Origin of the sequence: Gordonia namibiensis NBRC 108229 (assembly GCF_000298235.1) — a bacterium.
Taxonomy (GTDB): domain Bacteria; phylum Actinomycetota; class Actinomycetes; order Mycobacteriales; family Mycobacteriaceae; genus Gordonia; species Gordonia namibiensis.
Window position 1 is genome coordinate 127,166 of sequence record NZ_BAHE01000011.1, and the last position, 18,860, is coordinate 146,025.

16 protein-coding genes are annotated in these 18,860 nt (G+C 68.1%); 2 read left to right on the top strand and 14 right to left on the bottom strand.

Features of this window, described 5'->3' with window-relative positions; all coding sequences use genetic code 11:
• Nucleotides 1-165 precede the first annotated feature (165 nt).
• The 4 genes from GONAM_RS07525 to GONAM_RS07540 are packed head-to-tail and all read right to left on the bottom strand — an operon-like array spanning nucleotide 166 to nucleotide 4,901.
• Entirely contained in the window at nucleotides 166-1,221 is a 1,056-nt protein-coding gene (locus GONAM_RS07525; protein WP_040535703.1) for a prenyltransferase/squalene oxidase repeat-containing protein, read from the bottom strand.
• Nucleotides 1,218-1,946 (bottom strand): class I SAM-dependent methyltransferase, encoded by a 729-nt coding sequence (locus tag GONAM_RS07530; protein WP_006866160.1) that lies wholly within the window; start codon nucleotides 1,944-1,946, stop codon nucleotides 1,218-1,220. The genes GONAM_RS07525 and GONAM_RS07530 overlap by 4 nt, the downstream gene beginning before the upstream one ends.
• Complete coding sequence (locus GONAM_RS07535) at nucleotides 1,933-3,210, bottom strand: glycosyltransferase family 4 protein (RefSeq protein ID WP_006866161.1); 1,278 nt, start codon at nucleotides 3,208-3,210, stop codon at nucleotides 1,933-1,935. The genes GONAM_RS07530 and GONAM_RS07535 overlap by 14 nt, the downstream gene beginning before the upstream one ends.
• A gap of 2 nt (nucleotides 3,211-3,212) precedes the next feature.
• A complete protein-coding gene (locus tag GONAM_RS07540) occupies nucleotides 3,213-4,901 on the bottom strand; it encodes an FAD-dependent oxidoreductase (protein ID WP_083876387.1) in 1,689 nt (562 codons plus the stop codon).
• A 100-nt stretch (nucleotides 4,902-5,001) separates the two neighbouring features.
• Here GONAM_RS07540 and GONAM_RS07545 point away from each other — a divergent pair, with 100 nt between their 5' ends.
• Nucleotides 5,002-5,835: an acyl-[acyl-carrier-protein] thioesterase gene (locus GONAM_RS07545; RefSeq protein ID WP_006866163.1), complete on the top strand. Its 834-nt coding sequence runs from the start codon at nucleotides 5,002-5,004 to the stop codon at nucleotides 5,833-5,835.
• A gap of 14 nt (nucleotides 5,836-5,849) precedes the next feature.
• Here the strand turns inward: GONAM_RS07545 and GONAM_RS07550 are convergent, their stop codons facing one another.
• From GONAM_RS07550 to GONAM_RS07590, 9 genes are all read right to left on the bottom strand, one after another.
• Nucleotides 5,850-6,401 (bottom strand): DUF3558 domain-containing protein, encoded by a 552-nt coding sequence (locus tag GONAM_RS07550; protein WP_006866164.1) that lies wholly within the window; start codon nucleotides 6,399-6,401, stop codon nucleotides 5,850-5,852.
• A complete protein-coding gene (locus GONAM_RS07555; protein ID WP_006866165.1) occupies nucleotides 6,398-7,282 on the bottom strand; it encodes a DUF3558 family protein in 885 nt (294 codons plus the stop codon). The genes GONAM_RS07550 and GONAM_RS07555 overlap by 4 nt, the downstream gene beginning before the upstream one ends.
• 182 nt (nucleotides 7,283-7,464) lie before the next feature.
• Nucleotides 7,465-7,659: a hypothetical protein gene (locus GONAM_RS07560; RefSeq protein WP_005201466.1), complete on the bottom strand. Its 195-nt coding sequence runs from the start codon at nucleotides 7,657-7,659 to the stop codon at nucleotides 7,465-7,467.
• Nucleotides 7,660-7,853: 194 nt separating this feature from the next.
• Nucleotides 7,854-9,614 carry a hypothetical protein gene (locus GONAM_RS22190; protein WP_006866167.1) on the bottom strand — a complete coding sequence of 587 codons (1,761 nt, stop codon included), beginning with the start codon at nucleotides 9,612-9,614 and terminating at the stop codon, nucleotides 7,854-7,856.
• Between the two features lie 215 nt (nucleotides 9,615-9,829).
• Nucleotides 9,830-11,500, bottom strand: coding sequence for an allophanate hydrolase (atzF, locus tag GONAM_RS07570; RefSeq protein WP_006866168.1), 1,671 nt, complete (start codon nucleotides 11,498-11,500; stop codon nucleotides 9,830-9,832).
• Entirely contained in the window at nucleotides 11,497-13,551 is a 2,055-nt protein-coding gene (locus GONAM_RS07575; protein WP_006866169.1) for a 5-oxoprolinase/urea amidolyase family protein, read from the bottom strand. The genes atzF and GONAM_RS07575 overlap by 4 nt, the downstream gene beginning before the upstream one ends.
• A 51-nt stretch (nucleotides 13,552-13,602) precedes the next feature.
• Nucleotides 13,603-14,271 carry an urea amidolyase associated protein UAAP2 gene (locus GONAM_RS07580; RefSeq protein WP_006866170.1) on the bottom strand — a complete coding sequence of 223 codons (669 nt, stop codon included), beginning with the start codon at nucleotides 14,269-14,271 and terminating at the stop codon, nucleotides 13,603-13,605.
• Between the two features lie 27 nt (nucleotides 14,272-14,298).
• Nucleotides 14,299-15,147 carry an urea amidolyase associated protein UAAP1 gene (locus GONAM_RS07585; RefSeq protein ID WP_006866171.1) on the bottom strand — a complete coding sequence of 283 codons (849 nt, stop codon included), beginning with the start codon at nucleotides 15,145-15,147 and terminating at the stop codon, nucleotides 14,299-14,301.
• Nucleotides 15,148-15,316: 169 nt separating this feature from the next.
• Complete coding sequence (locus GONAM_RS07590; protein WP_006866172.1) at nucleotides 15,317-16,861, bottom strand: amino acid permease; 1,545 nt, start codon at nucleotides 16,859-16,861, stop codon at nucleotides 15,317-15,319.
• A 218-nt stretch (nucleotides 16,862-17,079) separates the two neighbouring features.
• On the opposite strand from GONAM_RS07590, the gene GONAM_RS07595 reads away from it, so the two are divergent.
• Complete coding sequence (locus GONAM_RS07595; protein WP_006866173.1) at nucleotides 17,080-17,721, top strand: TetR/AcrR family transcriptional regulator; 642 nt, start codon at nucleotides 17,080-17,082, stop codon at nucleotides 17,719-17,721.
• Between the two features lie 91 nt (nucleotides 17,722-17,812).
• Here GONAM_RS07595 and GONAM_RS07600 read toward each other — a convergent pair whose 3' ends face one another.
• A complete protein-coding gene (locus GONAM_RS07600) occupies nucleotides 17,813-18,802 on the bottom strand; it encodes a hypothetical protein (RefSeq protein ID WP_245548586.1) in 990 nt (329 codons plus the stop codon).
• Nucleotides 18,803-18,860 lie beyond the last annotated feature (58 nt).

Sequence of the window (18,860 nt, forward strand, 5' to 3'; positions counted from 1 at the left end):
GCTGCCGCCGGAACAGAGCCGGACGGTTGACTGGACACCAGTCTAGGTGATGGGCACCACAGAGACCAGGGTTCTCGGGTCACCAGCCCTTCGTGGCTCGTCGCTATCGCTCCTCACACCTCAGGGAGCAAGGGAGCCCCCATGGCTTGCCGTCTGCGAGGAGGCCTAGGGCGCGACGGTCAACCGCTGCCGGACGTCGCGGAAGATGCCGTTCGCGACACTGGTGCGACTCACGGCATCGGCCGCCAGGACGACGGCCGCCGAGGTCCAGCAGCTCTTCTCCACCGGCCAGCGTTTGCCGTCGGCGAAAACCAGTCCCGTCCAATACGATCCGTCGGGATCGCGCAGGTGCTGGATCGAGGCGATGAGCCGGATGGCGTCGTCGGTGTCGCCGAGCGCGTCGAGAGCCAGTGCCAGCTCGCAGGTCTCGGCACCAGTGACCCAGGGCCGGTGGTCGACGCAGCGCACGCCCTTGCCTGGTACGACGAAGTCGTTCCAGCGGCGGGCGATCAGCTTCTGACCGGCTTCTCCGCGCACCGCGCCACCGAGGATCGGGTAGTACCAGTCCATCGAGTGCTCGGACGGGGGCGTGAAGATCTCCCACTCGGAGTCGCGCGCGGTGTCCGTGCGGATGGCGTCCCCGAGCTTGGTGTGCGCGGCGGTCCACGCGTCGTCGGGCTGATCCAGCTCGGCGGCGATCCGGATCGCGCAGTCGAGGGCCTGGAAGATGCTGGCATTACCGGTGATCAGGGCCTCGCCGAACATCGCGCCGGTGCGATGGTCGCCGCCCCAGCGGAAGGCGCCGTCGTCGCGCTGGAAGCGCAGCACACAGTCGATGGCCGACCAGACGACCGGCCACATCCGTTGCAGGAAGGCATCGTCGCCGGTGATCAGGTAGTGGTGCCAGACCCCGACCGCGATGTAGGCACAGAAGTTGGAGTCGGTGCCGGCGTCCTCGACCTTGCCGCACACGGTGCGGATCGGCCACGAGCCGTCGGCGCGCTGCTTACGACGCGACCACTCGTAGGCCGCTTCGGCCTCGGCGTGAAAACCGGTCACCGACAAGGCCATCGCCGATTCGATGTGATCCCACGGATCGGTCTGCCCACCGGGGAACCAGGGCAGTGCGCCGGATTCCTCCTGCATGCCGACGATGGCCGCGCCGGTGGCGCGCATCTGCTCGGCGGTGACCACTCCAGGGACAGCCGGAGCGGCCGTCATGAAGACGCGGCGGTCTCGGGCTTACGGAGATACAGTGCCACGGACTTGCCGATGATCGGGTTGAGCACCTGCTCGCCCACACGGGTCAGCCACGGCTTGCTCATCATGTCCCAGACGAGCAGCTGGTGGTATCCCTTGACCAGCACGTTGTCGTTGTTCTCCACGCCGACAGCACATTTCAGCCACCAGTACGGAGCGTGGAGGGCATGTGCGTGATCGGTGCCGGTGACCTCGAGGCCCGCCTTGCGCAACTTGTCGGACAGTTCCGAGGCCTTGTAGATGCGGACGTGTCCGCCCTCGACCTCGTGGTATTCGTCCGACAGGGCCCAGCAGACCTTCTCCGGCCAGTACCGCGGCACCGTCACGGCGGCCACGCCACCGGGCTTGAGGACGCGGACCATCTCGCTGATCGCACCCTCGTCGGTCGGGATGTGCTCGAGGATCTCCGACATGAGGACCACGTCGAAGCTGTTGTCCGCGTACGGGAGACGCAGGGCGTCACCGACCTCGGCGCGAGCCTTGGCCGACGCGGGCACATGGCCCTCGGCCGTCATGGCGTCGAACATCTCTGCGACGTCGGCCATGTCGCTCTCCGACATGTCGAAGGCGATGACATCGGCTCCCCGACGGAACATCTCGAAGGAGTGTCGTCCCTGACCCGCCCCGATGTCGATCGCCTTGGTGCCCGGGCCCACGCCCAGACGGTCGAAATCAACTGTCAGCACTCGATGTCCCTTCTGTTGCTCGCCGATGACCGGCCAGCACGGTTTCGTAGTGAGCCGCCGTCTTCGCGGCCACTGCGGCCCAGCTGTAGTTCTCCTCGGCGCGGCGTCGTCCGCCCGCACCGAGACGAGCCCGCAGCTCGGAGTCGTCGAACAGTCGCCCGATCGCCTGGGCCAGGCGTCCGGAGTCTCGTGGCGGGACCAGCAGCGCGGCTTCCTCTGACGTGCCGACGACCTCCGGGATCGCACCGGCGCGAGTGGCCACGAGCGGTGTCCCACAGCTCATCGCCTCGACAGCAGGCAACGAGAAGCCCTCGTACAGCGACGGCACGCATGCGACCTCGGCCGAGGCCAGGAGTTCCGCGATCTCGGAGTCCTCGAGTCCCGAGACCACCGACACCCGGTCACCGATCGCGAGATCCTCGATCATCCTGGCAGAAGGGCCATTCGGGTCCAACTTGGACACCAGTACCAGTTTGACGTCGTCGCGCTCGGCGGCGAGCTTCGCCACCGCCTCCAACAGGTAGGACACACCCTTGAGCGGTGCGTCGGCGCTGGCGACACAGACGATCCGGCCCGGGACGCGATCGGCACGGGGAGTGAAGATCTCGGTGTCGACGCCGAGCGGGATCGTGGTGATGCGGCCCGACGGGATGTCGAAGGCCTTGCGGATGTCGACCTCGCTGCTGCGAGAAACGGTGAGCAGCTCCGGGATCCGGCGAGAGACACGCCCCTGCATACGCAGGAAGGAGTGCCAGCGCCACGCGGTGATCTTGCGCCAACCCTGGGCCGCCTTGACCGCGAGGGTGCGGTCGCGCGTGATCGGGTGGTGGATCGTCGCGATCAGCGGGAAGCCCGCCTTCTGGATCTCGAGCAGTCCGTAGCCGAGGCACTGGTTGTCGTGCACGATGTCGAAGTCGTCGCGCCGTTCCTTCAGCAACCGGGCGACCCGCAGGCTGAAGGTGAGCGGCTCGCCGAAACTCGCCGTCCACATCGATCCGACCTCGAGCAGATCGATCCAGTCGCGGTACTCGTTCAGCTTCGGCGTCCGGAACGGGTCCGGCTCGTCGTAGAGCCCGAGGCTGGGCACCTTGGTGATCGTGACACCGGCGTCGATGGCCGACTGGTCCAGCTCCGGATACGGCTGGCCAGAGAAGATCTCGACGCTGTGTCCGAGGAGCGCGAGCTCGCGGGAGAGGTGACGGACGTAGACGCCCTGCCCACCGCAATGAGGTTTGCTGCGGTAGGACAGCAGTGCAACCCGCACGGTTACTGCGCTCCGGCGGTGGCAGCCGCCTCGAACTCGGAGATGCTGACGAACTTGGCCCGCGCGCGACCGGCAGCCTTGCCCGCGGACTTTTCGGCCGCGTCGATGGCCTTCCATCCCGCCAGGTCGATGCGATTGGCACCGCGGTCGGCGCACAGGGCGGCGACATCGTCGCGCGGGGTCGACGGATCGCCGATGGTCCCGGCGACGAAGTCGTCGATGACGGCGCGTGCCGTCTCCTGACCGCACAGTCGATTCATGCCGATACCACCTGTCGCTCCACGTTTGATCCAGCCGGTGACGTACAGCCCCGGCATCACGTCGCCCTCCGTCGCCGCCTGCACGCGTCCCTCGGCGTTCGGGACGACGCCGCGCCCCTCGTCGAAGGGGAGGTCGGTGACCGGGACGCCGCGGTACCCGATGGCCCGCAGGACCAGGCCGGTCTCGAGGTCGAATCTCTCGTCGGTGGCCTTCACGGCCACGCGGCCGGCGGCGTCGTCGTCGGCTTCGGTGTAGGCGTTGCGCACGCACGTCAGCGTAGTCACTTCGCCGTCACCGGCAATTTCTACGGGAGATGCGAGGAACCGGAAGACGATCCGCTTGTTGCCCGGGGTCTGCGGACGTTCGGCGAACTCGCGGGCCAGCCGGATCTTGGTGGCGATGGTCGAGTCGAGCGTGTCGTCGGCTAGTGCTGCCTCGGACGACTCGTCGAGGACCAGGTCCTCGGGATCGATGACCACGTCGACGCCCTCGACGTCGCCGAGGGCGAGGAACTCGCTGTTGGTGTAGGCCGCCTGCGCGATGCCGCGTCGGCCAAGCAGTACGACTTCTCTGATGTTCGACTCGCGCAGCTTCGCCAGGGCGTGGTCGGCGATGTCGGTGTTGGCCAGTTCGTCGGGATCGGTGACGAGGATGCGCGCCACGTCGAGCGCGACGTTGCCGTTGCCGACGACGACCGCCCGTTCCGAGGAGAGGTCGACGTCGAGGTCGGCGAAGTCCGGGTGGCCGTTGTACCACGCGACGAACTGGGTGGCCGCGACGGAGTTGCGCAGATCCTCCCCCTCGATGTTCAGCCGCTTGTCGGTCGCGGCGCCCACCGCGTAGATGACCGCGTGGTAGCGGGCGACGAGTTCGTCGTGGCTGATGTGCTTGCCCACCTCGACGTTGAGGTAGTAGTCGAAGTTCTTCTTGGCGGCGACCGACGCGAAGGTCTTCTCGACACCCTTGGTGGCGGCGTGGTCCGGGGCGACGCCCGCGCGGACCAGGCCGTAGGGCGTGGGCAGACGGTCGAACATGTCGACCTTGATGGACGGTTTACGGACGAGTTCCTCGGCGGCGTAGAACGCGGCCGGGCCGGCCCCGACGATGGCGACGTGCAGTTCCCGGTCGGGCAGCTGCGGCGCCTTGCGCGGCGGGACGAGGCCGCCCTCGACGTCATGGTCCTTGTAGTAGTCCGCATTGATCTGCAGATAGGGCTCATCACGCTCGGTGAGCTGATCGTCGGGAACGATCGCCTCGACCGGGCACTCGTCGATGCACGCGCCGCAGTCGATACAGGTCTCCGGATCGATGTAGAGAGCCTCGGCAGTCAAGAACTCCGGCTCGTCCGGCGTCGGGTGGATGCAGTTCACCGGACACACGCTCACGCAACTGGCGTCGTTGCAACATGGACGGGTAATCACATGCGCCATCTGCTGTTTCTCCGTAATTCCACACGTAGAACGTGTTCTAGTTTCAGCCTTGACTGTATCTTAACTGCAAAGATACCTGCGACCCATCGAAGGGACCCGAGTGAGCCAGGTTACGTCAGGCGTGAGAGCGGGGTCACTCCCGGACCGCAAGGAGGGCGCCCGGTTCTATCAGGCGGAGTACCGGGTCCGGACCGGTGATGTCGACCAGGACATGCGGGTGCGGCTCGACGCCGTCGCGCGGTACCTGCAAGACGTCGCCAACGACAATCTCGAGGCCACCGAGTTCGGGAAGACCGAGCCCTTCTGGATCGTCCGGCGCACCATCATCGACGTCATCCGGCCCATCTCCTGGCCGGCGACGGTCACCGCCCAGCGCTGGTGCGGCGCGCTGTCGACGCGCTGGACCAACATGCGGGTGCGGCTCACCTCCGAACACGAGACCAACCGCTTCAATCCCGACGACCGTCCCGCGGGCCTCGTCGAGACCGAGGCGTTCTGGATCAACGTCAGCGACAAGGGCGTGCCGTCCCGACTCTCCGACGAGGCCTTCGAGATGTTGTCGTCGATGACCGACGAGCACCGTCTGCGATGGAAGTCGATGAACCCGGAGAAGGCGCCGGCCGCCGAGGACATCCCGTTCCCCGACCGCGAGCACGTCCTGCGGATCACCGACTTCGACCCCTTCAAGCACCTCAACAACGCCGCCTACCTCGAGGCCATCGAGGACGAACTCGTCGAACACCCCGACCTCGTCGACATGCCGCACCGCGTCGTCATCGAGTATCTGCGGCCAATCGTGCCGGGGACGCGCCTGACCCTCCGTCGTGTCCGCGAAGGCGACCAGCTGACCGTGTGGCTGATGATGCCCGGCACCGGCGACGAGCTGGTGGTCGCGGCGAGTGTGGTGGTGGGTCCGCTGCCCACCGATCAGTAGAAGGAATCTCGGGGCTACTGACCGCCCTGGAGCAGTAGCTCCATCAGCTTGATCGGCGCCTCGCACGGGTCGCCCGCGGGAGCGCTGCGGGGTTCGACGAACCAGGTGAAGACCCCGCGGCTGGGAGCCCGCGCGGTGACGCCGCAGACACCGGGACGGTTCGGGTCGCGTTGGGTGAAGGCGGACTGGCTGGCGACCTTGATGTTCTCGGTCTGGAAGCCGAGCTTCTTGGCCGTCTCCTTCTCGAGGTTGACGTTGCCCCACTCGAACCAGTTGAACGTCACGCTGACGACGTCGGTCGCACCGGACACCAGCCACCGGCAGATCGCGCCGCTGAAGGACCGTTCGGCGAATCCGCCGCCGGCCACCACGTCGGCGATCATCGCGTCGGGTAGCACGTCGCATTCGAGGAGCAGTTTGTCGAACTGATCGGTGTCGATGTCGCTGCTGCCGGACTGTCCGGCGGCACCCACCGGCACCGGCTCACCGTCGACCGTGCGCGCACAACCGACGAGTGCGGTCAGGCCGAGGAGGACCGCAACGAGGACCGCCAGTGCCCGCCTCATGAGGCACGCTCGATGGACAGCTTCGCCAACTCCCGTGCGGCGTCGCAGATCTGCTCGATGGGCCGCGCCTGGACCGCATCGCCCCGGATGGACCACTCGAAGAAGTCGGCGCCGAATCCCATACCGACCTCGCAGATCTGGCCGGACTGGGTGTAACCGATGAACCCCTGGTGGCCGTCGATCTCGAGTTTGTTGGTGACGTCGCGCGACAGCTTGACGTTGGCCTCTTCGCGGCCGATCGGCGAACCGCGGTACCAGTTGAACGAGGCGACGGCACCCGTCCGCGAACCGGTGGTGTCCCACTCACAGACCGACGTGTTGTTGACGGTCTCGGTGAGTCCGCCGAAGCCGGTGATACGGGTGACCTCTTCCAGCGTCACCCCGCCGCACTTGCCGAAGAACGGTCCGGACCCTGCCTGTGCGGGAGCCTCGGGGGTGTTCGGCCGGTTCGGGTCGGCCGGCTCGTCGTCCGAACAACCCCCGACGAGTAGCACCACGACGGCGAGGAAGGCGACGAGAAAGCTCGAGTCACGGAGCCGATCGAGTTGTCGCCGTTCGCGTTTGGTGGGCCGGCCGGCACCACGGTCCCGGCGCGGCTGACTCGCCAGGATCTCCTTGGGCGGCGGTGGCGGCGACCGGTCGATGAAGCATTCGGCGGCCATCGGCGCCGACACCCGCTTGTTGATGGTCTTGGTGACCTCGACGATGCGTTCGCGTCCGGCGAGCCGGACGCGGATCTCGTCACCCGGCACCACCGGCTGGGCGGGTTTCGCGGTCACGCCGTTCACACGGACATGGCCTCCGCGGCATGCGGCGCCGGCCGCGGATCGGGTCTTGGTCAGGCGGATGGCCCAGATGTAGGCGTCGACGCGCGTGGACATGGTCAGTGACCCGGCCGCCCGACCGCCCGGCCGTGGCGACGTCCCGAATCGTCGATCATGCGCCCGCACTCCCTTCACCCGCATGCGCCCGCCGGCACCGCGCAGCGATGCGGTCGTGCTCATTGGCCACCACTGTAACCGCGCCGATCGTCGAGTCGGGGTTCACCGCGCGGGCGTCGTGCTCAGCGCTTGCGGGACAGCAGGTACACCCCGCCGCCGACCGCCAGGATGGCGAACAGGATCGCCAGGAACGTCTGGTCGAGCAACAGCAGGACCACGAACACGGCGATACCCGGCGACACCGCGACCAGGCTCATCACCGGATGCTGCCGGACGACCTCCGACACTGCTCTGCTTCTGTCGCGATCGATCGCCATCACGACCTCCCTGCTCGGCTCCGTTGGTCCAGCTCCGGTTGCGTCCAGGGTAGTTCCTTCCCACGCGCGCCCGCCGGAGGCCGATCCGTCGACCGACGGTGAGCCCCGAGCTCAGGGGTGGGAGTCGGAAGATGGTCGACGCCCCGGCACGGATCGAGTCCAGTGCCGGGGCGCCGGTCTGTGGGCGGCCGGTGTCAGGCCGCTTCTGCGCCGGAGCCGCTCGACGAACCCGAGTCGCTGTCGGAACCGCTGCCCGAGCCGGAGTCACTGTCGGAACCGCTACCCGAGCCGGAGCCGCCGGCCGAGTCGGATCCGCTGTCCGAACCGCTGCCGTCGTCGGAGCCGGAGTCAGAGCCGCTGCCCGAACCCGAATCACCGCCGCTGCTGTTGTCAGAGTCGTTGTCCGAGCCGGCGTCGGAATCCCCGGCGGCGGGCGCCTCGGGGGCGCGGTGCTTGCCCTCGTAGCCGTCGTCGGCCGCGCGATGCTTGCCGACGTACTCCTCGACGATGTTGCTGCCGGAGTCGTCGGATGCGACCTCGGACGCCTCGTGATCGGGGCCCACGAACTCAGCGGTTTCCGGTTCCGCGAAGGTCGACGCCGCGAACTCGGCGGGAGCCGAGGCCGCAACCCGGGCGACGGTGTTCGACTGCGGGATCACGGCGTCGTCGGTTGCCGGGATGCCGAAGGGGAACTCGTAGCTCGGGATGTGGATGACCGGGATGATCTCGCCGGTGTCGAGCTGCCCGAACGTGATGACCGGGAGGCCGAGGCGGTTCGGGCGGTACTCGCCGTTCACCTCGACCAGCGGACGGAACGTCACCTGGGAGCCCAGCCAGTCGACGGTGATCGGACCGGTGAAGCCGTAATCACTGGTGAGACGGAGGAAGTTGCCGCTCAGCAGGCCGTAGTCGCCGCCGATGCTCAGGCGGGCGAAGTCCTTGGAGAGGGACATCCAGTCGCCGTCGAAGTCGATGCCGGAACCGCTGAGGATCGCCGCCAGGATTCCCTGCAGCGCTTCCTGTCCGGCGTCACCGAGGACACCCGTCGGATCCGAGAACAATGCCGTCGGATCGGTGAGCGCGAACTGCACCTCGCCGTTGGGCTGCTGGTAGCGGAAGTCGAAGGTGCCCAGCACATTCGCACACGCTCCGACGCCATCGGCGTAGGCACCGGTGAGACCGCCGTAACAACCGACGCCCTTGATGCCGGGGATCTTGACGAGGGGAATCTCTTGACCCAGGACGGTGACCGCGAGTGGGTCGGTGTTCCACGCGTGTGCCGCCCCCAGTAGAGCAAATGACTTGGCCGCACGGCCGTCACTCGCCCCCGCGGTCGCGATGCTGAGCGGGAGATACGAGATAGCGGTCGCGTCGCCGTCGCGGAACGCCACCGCCAGTTGGAAGCCGTTGCCGATGACCTTCGCCGAGCCATCGGTACCCGGCGCGTCGGCGATGGAGCGCGGGACGTCCAGCCCGATCCAACGCGCGATGTCGCCCAGGATCGAGTTCGAGATCGACTCGATGGTGCCCTTGACCGGGTCGTAGATCCCGACCGGCACGACCTCGATCCGGTCGGGCAGCACGATGGCGATACCGATGCCACCGAGATCGGTGCTCGACTGCGAGCAGTCGGCGCCATCGCGGGAGCCGCCGGAGACACACGACTCGATACGCCAGGCTTCGGCGATGTCCGCGAGCGCACCGTTGCCGATACCGCTGACCAGTTCCCCGAGAGGGTTACCCGTGTTGAAGCCCTTCGACCACGTCTCGAGCTTCTGAATGGAATCCGGGAGCAACGCCGCCTCGGCCGCCGCCGGTTCCATCGCCTGCCCGGCGCCGATCGCGGCCACCGTGGCGATCGCGGCAGCACCCGCGACGACGCGATGCTGTCGCTTCTGCTTGCGGTCCGCGCGTCGCGCGACCTTCTCCGAACGCTGAGTTCCGTTCCGCCCCATGCTGGTCACTCGTCCAACTTTCTTTCTTCCCACCCCTTGCGCTGAGCAAGTTAAGCATCGGAAATCGAAAATTGGTAGCCGGAACGAGACACGTGCACAAAACCGTCCCCTTGGACAAACGACCAGGTGGGCGCGCTGGAAGGCACCCGGTTCCGTATGACACCGAGCCCGGTTTCCGGGTTCGGTGTCATACGGAACTCACCTGGACACGCGCTTTACCACCGATCGCGATCGAGTTCCGTTCCCGCAGCGCCGGCGTCGGCCGCGCAGCCGAAGCCGACGATCCACCGCGCGGGTCCCGTCTCCCCATCGGTCACCTCGACCTTGCCCAGCATCATCGGTTCCGGCAGGGCGGCGAGGAACTCCCCCAGCGCGGCCGGGGACAGGCGCCATACCTCGCCCCGGATCGCCCGTCCCGCAGCGGGATCGCGGATCAGTCCCGGCTTCGGCGGGATGGTGTCGAGCGCGACCAGGCGATAGGTCGGGGTCGTCGTGATCTCCCCCGCCCAGCGGGCACCCCGCTCGCTGAGCTCATGGGTGAGCGGGCCGCCCCGCATGTGCGCACCGAAGACCGCGAGCTCGATCGATTCCTCGGTCTCCACCCACGAGGCCCCGACATCGGGAACGCCGAGGAACCGGGCCACCACGTCGACGAGAACCGCGTCCTCGTGCGCAGCGCCGAGGAAGGTGACACTGAATTGCGCTCGGCTACCATCGCTTTCGGGGACCTCACCACTCGGCACGGCGAGTCCGCACAGGTCGAAGAGGTTGCAGAAGTTCGTATACGTACCCATCCGCGAGTTGACGCCGACCGGGTCGGCGGCGACCGAGGCGATCGTCGGGTGCGCAGGCGCGGTGGGGACCATCAGCACGGTGGCGTCGCCCCACTCCCCCATGGCCTCTGCCCGGAGTTCGGCGAGGCGGCGTCGGGCGCGCAGCAGGTCGACGGCACTGAATCGCGAAGCGGCACCGATGATCCCGGCGACGGTGGGGTCGATTCCGGCGGCGGCCGGGTCCGCCGAGTCCAAGAAGTCGCCGACGGCGTCGTGCCGTTCGGCGACGAGCGCGTCCTCGTAGAGCAGCTTCGCCGCCGCCAGGAACGGCGACAGATCGATGGTCTTGATCACGAAGCCGGCTGCCTCGGCCCGCATCACCGCCTCGACGAACGCGGCACGCCACGCCTCGTCGAGCTCGGGTAGTACGGCGGGCACGGCGACGACGGGTCGTTCCGGCGCGGCCAGCGGCACCGACGACTTGAACGGCCGGGGGCCCTGCGCGGTGGCCATCGCGGCCATCGCCCGATTGGCGAGCGGCAGGTCTGCGGCGAAGATGGTCACGGCGTCGTAGCTCGCACAGGCCGGCACGACGCCGTCGGTGGAGATCGCCCCGACCGTCGGCTTGACCCCGACGAGCCCTGCGAATCCGGCGGGTACGCGGCCGGATCCGGCGGTGTCGGTGCCGATCGCGATGTCGGCGAACCCGAGTGCGACGGCCACCGCGGAACCGGAGCTCGAACCGCCGGAGACGCGGTCGGGTCGTCGTGCATCCCGCACTGCGCCATACGGACTGCGTGTCCCGACGAGGCCGGTGGCGAACTGGTCGAGGTTCGTCTTGCCGATCACCACCGCACCGGCGGCCCGTAGTGCCGCGACCACGGGGGCGTCGGTGGCGGGTGTGTAGGCGTAGCCCGGGCACGCGGCCGTGGTCGGCAGCCCGGCGACGTCGACGTTGTCCTTGACCGCGAGGACCGTGCCGGCCAGGGCTCCACCCGTTGCGAGGGCTGCGTCGAACTCGGCAGCGACCTCCGCCTGCGGACGCAGCGTGATGAAGACCTCCGGACGGTCTGCCTCGGCGATCCGCGTGTAGATCTCGTCGACCTTGCTCACGCCACCCGCTCCTCGTTCTCGGCCCCGACCGTGCTCAGGTCGGCGGCGAACTCACCCTGCGCAAACCATCTCTGACGTTCCTCGGCGCGGGCGATCTCCATTTTTTCCCGCCGGAAGGCGATGTCGTCGGAATTGTCGTCCAGGAACCGCTGGTGTTCGGCCAGCGAGAAGACACCGTCGGCGATCTTCGTGCTGTCCCCTCGGCCGGCCGCGACATCGGCACGCATGTCGAGAAGTTCCTCGGCACTGACCGGGTACCAGGAGATGCGGTCGAAGAAGCGCAGCAGCCAGGGATGCTCGGGATCGAAACCGGGCGCCGGCTGCGGGTGGCGGTGATTCCACACCTGCGTGGTGCGTCCGACGAACTGATAACCGCCGGGGCCCTCCATGCCGTAGATACACAGGTAGGCGCCGCCGATGCCGACCGCGTTCTCCGGGGTCCAGGTCCGGGCGGGGTTGTACTTCGTGGTGACGAGCCGATGCCGCGGGTCCAACGGGACCGCAACGGGCGCACCGAGGTACACGTCCCCCAGGCCCAGCACCAGATAGCTGGCGTCGAACACGGTCCGGTAGACGTCGTCGACGGAGTCGAGTCCGTTCATGCGGCGGATGAACTCGATGTTCCACGGGCACCACGGAGCGTCGGAGCGGACTCCGAGCATGTAGCGCTCGATGGCCTCGCGGGTGGCCGGGTCGTCCCAGGACAGCGGCAGATGCACCGTTCGGCTGGGCACCACGAGATCCTCGGCCGCGGGCAGTTGGCTCTCACATTCGGTGAGCCACTCGAGCATCCGGGACTGGGACCACACGTCCGGGTCGGCTTTGACCTGGAGCGACCGGATACCCGGTGTGAGATCGATGAGGCCCCGGGGTTTTTCGGCGGCGATGCGCTCGCTCAGGGCATGCACACGGGCGCGCAGGGCCAGATCGAGCTGCATGTCGCCGTATTCGACGAGGATGTTGTCGTCACCGGAACGCCGGTAGGTCACCGAGGTGGTCCCGTCGGCGGTCGTCGTCGAGCCGAGGATGCCGTTGTCGGCGTCGCCGCCCGAGGACAGGACGTCGACGAAGCTGGCACGCCGGCCGAGACCGGTCTCCTTGGGCGACGCGGTCTCCTCGCTGCGCACGGCCACGAAGCGGATCGTGTCACCGGGCTTGAGCTGGCCGAGCTTCCACCGCTGGGCGGTCACCACCGTCACCGGGCACACGAACCCGCCGAGGCTGGGGCCGTCGGGACCGAGCAGGATGGGGGTGTCACCGGTGAAGTCCAGCGCACCAACGGAATACGCGTTGTCGTGGATGTTCGACGGGTGCAGACCTGCCTCGCCGCCGTCGTTGCGCGCCCACCGTGGCTTGGGACCGATGAGTCGGATGCCGGTCCGATCGGAGTTGAAGTGCACCTCGTAGTCGGTGGCGAAGACGTCGGCGATGTCGGCCTCGGTGAAGAACTCCGGTGCGCCGTGCGGACCGACGGTCACCGCCAGCTGCCAGGTGTTGGTGAATGCCGGCTGCTCGTCACCGAGGATGCGCCGCGCCGGGCCGGACGGGGCGCCGAGCAGCGCGAGCCGATCACCGGCCGCAAGCGGACGGCCGGCCAGACCGCCGAATCGACCCATCGTGAACGTCGAACGGCTCCCGAGGTAGTCCTCGGCGTCGAGACCACCGGACACCGCGATGTACGCCCGCATGCCGAGCGCCCCCACCGTCCCGACGTCGAGGACGTCACCGGCCGACACCGTCAGCGGAACCCATTGCGGCGCGGTCTTTCCGTTGAGGGTCACGGTCACCGGCGCGCCGGTGACCGCCACGACGGCGTCGGCGTCGAACCGCAGCGCCGGACCCATCAGGGTGACCTCGAGACCGGCTGCCGTCTCGGGGTTCCCGACCGCGAGGTTGGCCAGACGGAATGACAGGTCGTCCATGGGCCCGGACGGCGGGACCCCGACCTTCCAGTACCCGATACGACCGGGCCAGTCCTGGATGGTGGTCAGCGGACCGGACCGCAGGACGGTGACGGGGGCGGGCGTGGCGGCCCCGGTGGCGGCAGACATGGTGTGGTTCCTCGCAGGTCGATGTGCGGTAAGGGTTTCGGCGCGACGGCCCTAGGCCGCGGGTCGGGTCACGATGACGCGGACCGCGGTCGGGTCGAATCCGTTGCAGGGGTTGTTGATCTGCGGGCAGTTGGAGATCAGTACCAAGGTGTCGACGTCGGCCCGCAGGGCGATGCGCTTGCCGGGCGCCGACAGACCGTCGACGATGCCGAGGGAGCCGTCGGGATCGACCGGCACGTTCATGAAGAAGTTGACGTTGCCGACCAGATCGGCCTTGCCGAGTCCGTGGCGACTGCCCTCGATCAGGAAGTTCTCGACGCACGCGTGCTGATGCTTGGTGTGGTGGCCGTAGCGAAGCGTGTTGGATTCCTGCGAGCAGGCGCCGCCCACGGTGTCGTGGTTGCCGACCTCGTCGGCGACGATCGTCATCAGCGGTTCGCCCTCCTGGTCGCGGATGACGGTGCCGGTGGTCAGGAAGATGTTGCCCTGCGCGGCGATCGTGGCCTGCGCCGAGTAGCGCTTGGCGTGGTCGGCCGCACCGTAGAAGAGGGTGTCGACGGCCTGGTTGCCGTAGAGGTCGACGATGGTGAGCACGTCGCCGGCGGCGACGACTCCCGACCAGGGGCCGCGTTCGCCGACCAGTCCGTCGTAGACGACGGTTCCGGACACGAGCGCGAGTTCCGCGGCAGGGGCGGTGGCGAAGTCGATGGTGGTGGTCATGAGTGTGTTCCTCTCGGGTCGGGACGCTCAGAGAAGAGCTGCGGCCCAGGCATCTTCGGAGTTGGCGACGGCGCGCTGGTACTCGGGATCGGTGTCGGCGACGCCGGCGAGCAGGGCGTCGAGATCGGGCCGGGCCTTCCACGCCAGCACCTCGAGCGAGGTGGTGTCGAAGGTCGGCGACGGATCGACGGGATGTGCGGTGTTCGCGATCGCCACGACGCACGGCAGGTGCAGGATCAGGTCCACCGACTTGGCGGCACCAGCTGACCCGGTGGAGCGCAACGAGCCGTCGTCGTCGACCTTCACCCCGTGGAAGAACGACACCGACGGGGCAACGTCGGTCGGGGTCAGGCCGTGCTTCGCCGCGGCGAGGGTGAACATCTCGCGACCCGCCGGGCTGGCCGAATGAACGTGTCCGTCCCCGTATTTCGCGGTGTTGGCGGCAAGGGTCGTGGTGCCGCAGAGGGCGTCGTGGTGTCCGGAGCCGTCGGCGACGATCGTCGCGAGGACGCGGCCCTGGTCACTCAGCAGCGGGTGTCCGGTGCCGAGGTAGGCCTGCCACGGAACCTTGACGGTGTCGGCGACATTCAGACGCTCCCAGGGTGCGTCGGCACGCCACAGCAGAAGGTGCGCGCAGGCCGATCCGGCGACGTCGTGCAGGCGCAGCCGGGTGCCACGGGCCAGGACCTTGCTCGTGTACCGCCCACCGGGCACGGTCTCGGCCCAGGTGAGGTCGGCGGGGTCGACGTCGGCGGGCGGGTTCGGCCAGTTCGACGCCGGCACGACGGGCATGCTGTCGGTGATGCGACCGGCCTGCGACCGGGCGTGTTCACGGGCTCCCGCGGTGGTGCCGGTGCCGGTGGCGGTGATGGTCATGTCGGATGTCTCCTCGGAATGTGGTTGTGGTTGCGGTAGGGAGCTCGGGTCACCGGGCCTTCGAGGCTCGTCGCTAACGCTCCTCGCACCTCAGGCAACAAGGGGGGCGCCGCTAACGCTCCTCGCACCTCAGGCAGCAAGGGGGCGTCGCTAGCGCTCCTCGGAGTTGTCAGGCAGCAAAGGTGACGGGCTTCGGATGTTCTTTGCCGCGCGGGAAGCACGCGATGCCGGCGAGGACGGTGACCGCGATGACGATCGGTCCGGCCCAGCGCAGGACCGGCATGTCACCGGCTGGGTCGAAGACCTCGGCACGCGGCCAGGCCAGGTTCACGACCATCAACGCGCCGTAGAGCACGGCGAGGAGGTTCACCACGATCCCGAAACGGCCGAGGTTGAACAGTTTCCGGCCACCGGCGTCGACGCCGCCTTTCTGCGGCCAGCCCTGGAACCGGCGGTAGAGCATCGGACCGGTGACGGCGAGGTAGGCCAGGTAGATCAGGATGATGCACACGCTGGCGAGCGTCGCGAAGATCGCCGAGTTGCCGACGTTCACCACCAGGACGCCGATGCAGAGCACGCCGATGAGGATCGACGGTGCGATCGGGGTGCCCGTCCGCGAGTTGACGTGTGCCAGTTGCTTCGAGAACGGGAGGCGGCCGTCGCGGGCCATCGAGAACATCAGGCGGGAGCACGCGGTCTGGATGGCGAGGGTGCAGATGAAGATCGCCACCGCGACGTCGCAGAGCAGGACCTTGCCCCAGAAGCTTCCGAGCACCGAGTCGAGCACGTAGGGCAGGCCTCCGATGGCGAGTTCCTCGCTGAGCGTCGGCGCGGCCATGAGAGCGCCCAGCAGCATCAGGCCGCCGCCGATGGCCGAGACCGTCAGTGCCATACGGATGGTGCGCGGTGCGACGCGACGCGGATCGCGGGTCTCCTCGGCGAGCTCGCCGGCCGAACCGAATCCGACCATGACGTAGGCGGCCATCAGGCCCGAGACGATGAACGCCCAGATGTAACCGGGCTGCTGACCGGGGGCGCCGGTGTCGAAGACGACGCCCGGACCGCGCTGTGCGTGGGTGAACAGCGCCAGGATCACCGCGACCACGCCGACGAGTTCGCAGACCACGCCGATGCTGTTGACGCGGCTCATCCAGGTGACACCGACGCAGTTGATGGCGGTGACGATCACCAGCAGGATCGAACCCAGCAGGACCGCGTTCGACGCGCCGCTGGTGCTGGTCAGCGTGGGATCGTCGCCGACGAGCTGGAAGCCCACCCACACCGAGGGCAGCACCACCTGGAGGGCGATGGCCGCCGCGGCGGCGGTGACGACCTGCGCGATCATCATGAACCAGCCGCCGAACCAGCCGATCACCTCACCGCCCATGCGGCGCGACCACTGGTAGATCGCACCCGAGATCGGGTACCGCGCAGCGATTTCGGCGAAGCACAGGGCCACCAGGAACTGGCCCGCGTAGACGATCGGCCACGTCCAGAAGAAGGCCGGGCCGCCGAACCCGAAACCCAGGCCGAAGAACTGGAAGACCGTGGTCAGGATCGAGACGAAGGAGAAACCGGCCGCGAAGGAGGCGAACTTGCCCAGCGACCGGTGAAGCTGCTGGTCGTAGCCGAACTCGGAGAGGTCGTCGGCGTCGTGGTTGCCGGCCGGAGCGGTGACCGGTTGCACGACGGCCTTTTCCGGGGTTGTGGTCATGATGCGTTCTTTCTGTCGAGGAGCTCCTCGTTGAGCGCGTATCTGTCAGGTGATAGATAAGCGAACGCACATTTCTTTCGGTTGACAGTTTTGTTCCGTCCACGAAAACGTGGGTAACGACTGCGTTAATCGGCCCAGGTCGCGGGATCGCACCGACATCCGGGAGTTCTCGGGCATGGTCAACTATGTCGAGAACATCCACCACAGCAGGAGGAATCATGGCGACCGGCACGCGCACGGCCACCACATCCGGCGGTCCCGGACGCCCGCGTCTGGTCCCGTCGAGACGCCGTGGCGAGACCGCCCGGGACGAGATCCTCGACGCCGCGGCCGAGCTCTTCACCCGTCACGGTTACACCGGGACATCGACTCGGATGATCGCCGAGGCGGTGGGCATCAGGCAGGCCTCGATGTACCACTACTTCGGCACCAAGGACGACATCCTCGCGCATCTCCTGGAGACCACGGTCGTCGGATCGGTCGAGCAGGCCCGCGCCCTGCTCGATGCCGACGGACCCGCGCTGGAGCGGCTGCTCACCCTCGCCCGCTACGACGTCGAGCAGCTCGCACGCGCCCGCTGGAATCTCGGGGCGCTCTACCTGCTGCCCGAGGTCGGGGAACCGCGCTTCGTCGATTTCCGAACCGCACGACAGGAACTCGCGGCCGGGTACGCGGAACTGACGGCAGCAGCCCTCGGAGATCCGGCCGACAAACGGTGTCTGCTGCCGTTCCGGCTCGTGGAGTCGGTCATCATGATGCGCGCCGACGAGCAGCGCGGCGAACTCGGCGGCAACACCGTCGAAGGTCTCGTCGATACGATCGTCGGCGCGATCCGGATGCTGATCGAACATCAGCCCTAGCCAGAGCCAAACGGCCCAACAGAAGCAGCCGAGACGAAAAGCGGCCCTGACGCAGTCCGTGACTGCGCCAGGGCCGATCCTTCGAAGCGACTCAGCAGCTGCCGATGCCACCTCCCTGTAATGCGACCTCGGCCATCCGAGCCCACGTGCACGGCACCGCGTCACGACGGGCGGGCGCTGACGGCGCGATCTGCTTCACCGCGGGTGTCGGCGTCACGCGCTTCACCGCAGGCGCCGGGGCCACCTGTTGCTGCTTGACGGCAGGCACCGGCGTCAGCTGCTTGAGGGCCGACACCGGCAGTGGCGGGGCCACCTGGGCCGGGGCCCGGTCGAGCGAGGCCGTCGTCGGCTGGGGCCGCTTTGCCGGCTTGCGGTTGAGCGGCACCTTCCATCCCTTGTCGTAGCCGTGCGCCGCGCCGATGGCGACACCGGCCGCCACAGCCGGGAGTGCCACCAGAGTCGCGACCACGGCCGTTCCGATCAGCGGTCCGAACACCAGACCGGTCGGCCAGAGCGGAAGCGTGAGGAGGAGCCCGAGCCCACCACCGACCACACCGCCGACGGCGAGGGCCAGCGGAGCCGCGACCCCGGCACCGATCACGCCACCGACCGCGGCGTCGCCGACCATCTGTTCGGCGACCTTGTCCGCACGCGCGGTCGAGACCCCGTTACTCCGAAGGACATCGGAGATACCCGCTACGAGTTCACCGGACCCCGCGCTGATGTCCGAGGCGAGTTGCGGAGACACTGCGCGCGGGCGACGCAGTTCGAGGTTCCCGATCCGCACCACGTCACCCGCCGCCGCGGTCTGATCGGCGACGCGATGGGCGGGGCCCAGTGGCGTCGGGAGAACCGTCCTCTCACCCGTGGCGACCCGCGGCCAGGTCGACGTCACCACCGATTCCTGTTTGGTCCCAACCGAAGTGGACACCACCACCTGAGACACCGGACGGAGATCCGGCAGTGCCCCGGACGGGAGCGCCATGGTGGGGATACCCACCGTCGCGATCCCCGGTGTCGGCGGACCCGCCGCCGGGGTGGCGGCGTGGGCGGGCACGGTCACCGCGAACGACGCGGCCATCGCACACCCCAACATCGCGACCGCTGGGCGTCGAACACGCAAGCCCTGGAAGCGCGTT

Excerpts from the sequence above, each read along its gene's own strand:
- GONAM_RS07560 (WP_005201466.1), bottom strand. The coding sequence starts at position 7,659 with ATGGCGATCGATCGCGACAGAAGCAGAGCAGTGTCGGAGGTCGTCCGG.
- GONAM_RS07575 (WP_006866169.1), bottom strand. The coding sequence starts at position 13,551 with ATGTCTGCCGCCACCGGGGCCGCCACGCCCGCCCCCGTCACCGTCCTG.
- GONAM_RS07550 (WP_006866164.1), bottom strand. The coding sequence starts at position 6,401 with ATGAGGCGGGCACTGGCGGTCCTCGTTGCGGTCCTCCTCGGCCTGACC.
- GONAM_RS07555 (WP_006866165.1), bottom strand. The coding sequence starts at position 7,282 with ATGTCCACGCGCGTCGACGCCTACATCTGGGCCATCCGCCTGACCAAG.
- GONAM_RS07600 (WP_245548586.1), bottom strand. The coding sequence starts at position 18,802 with ATGGCCGCGTCGTTCGCGGTGACCGTGCCCGCCCACGCCGCCACCCCG.
- GONAM_RS07580 (WP_006866170.1), bottom strand. The coding sequence starts at position 14,271 with ATGACCACCACCATCGACTTCGCCACCGCCCCTGCCGCGGAACTCGCG.
- GONAM_RS07525 (WP_040535703.1), bottom strand. The coding sequence starts at position 1,221 with ATGACGGCCGCTCCGGCTGTCCCTGGAGTGGTCACCGCCGAGCAGATG.
- GONAM_RS07585 (WP_006866171.1), bottom strand. The coding sequence starts at position 15,147 with ATGACCATCACCGCCACCGGCACCGGCACCACCGCGGGAGCCCGTGAA.
- GONAM_RS07540 (WP_083876387.1), bottom strand. The coding sequence starts at position 4,901 with ATGGCGCATGTGATTACCCGTCCATGTTGCAACGACGCCAGTTGCGTG.
- GONAM_RS07595 (WP_006866173.1), top strand. The coding sequence starts at position 17,080 with ATGGCGACCGGCACGCGCACGGCCACCACATCCGGCGGTCCCGGACGC.
- GONAM_RS22190 (WP_006866167.1), bottom strand. The coding sequence starts at position 9,614 with ATGGGGCGGAACGGAACTCAGCGTTCGGAGAAGGTCGCGCGACGCGCG.
- GONAM_RS07590 (WP_006866172.1), bottom strand. The coding sequence starts at position 16,861 with ATGACCACAACCCCGGAAAAGGCCGTCGTGCAACCGGTCACCGCTCCG.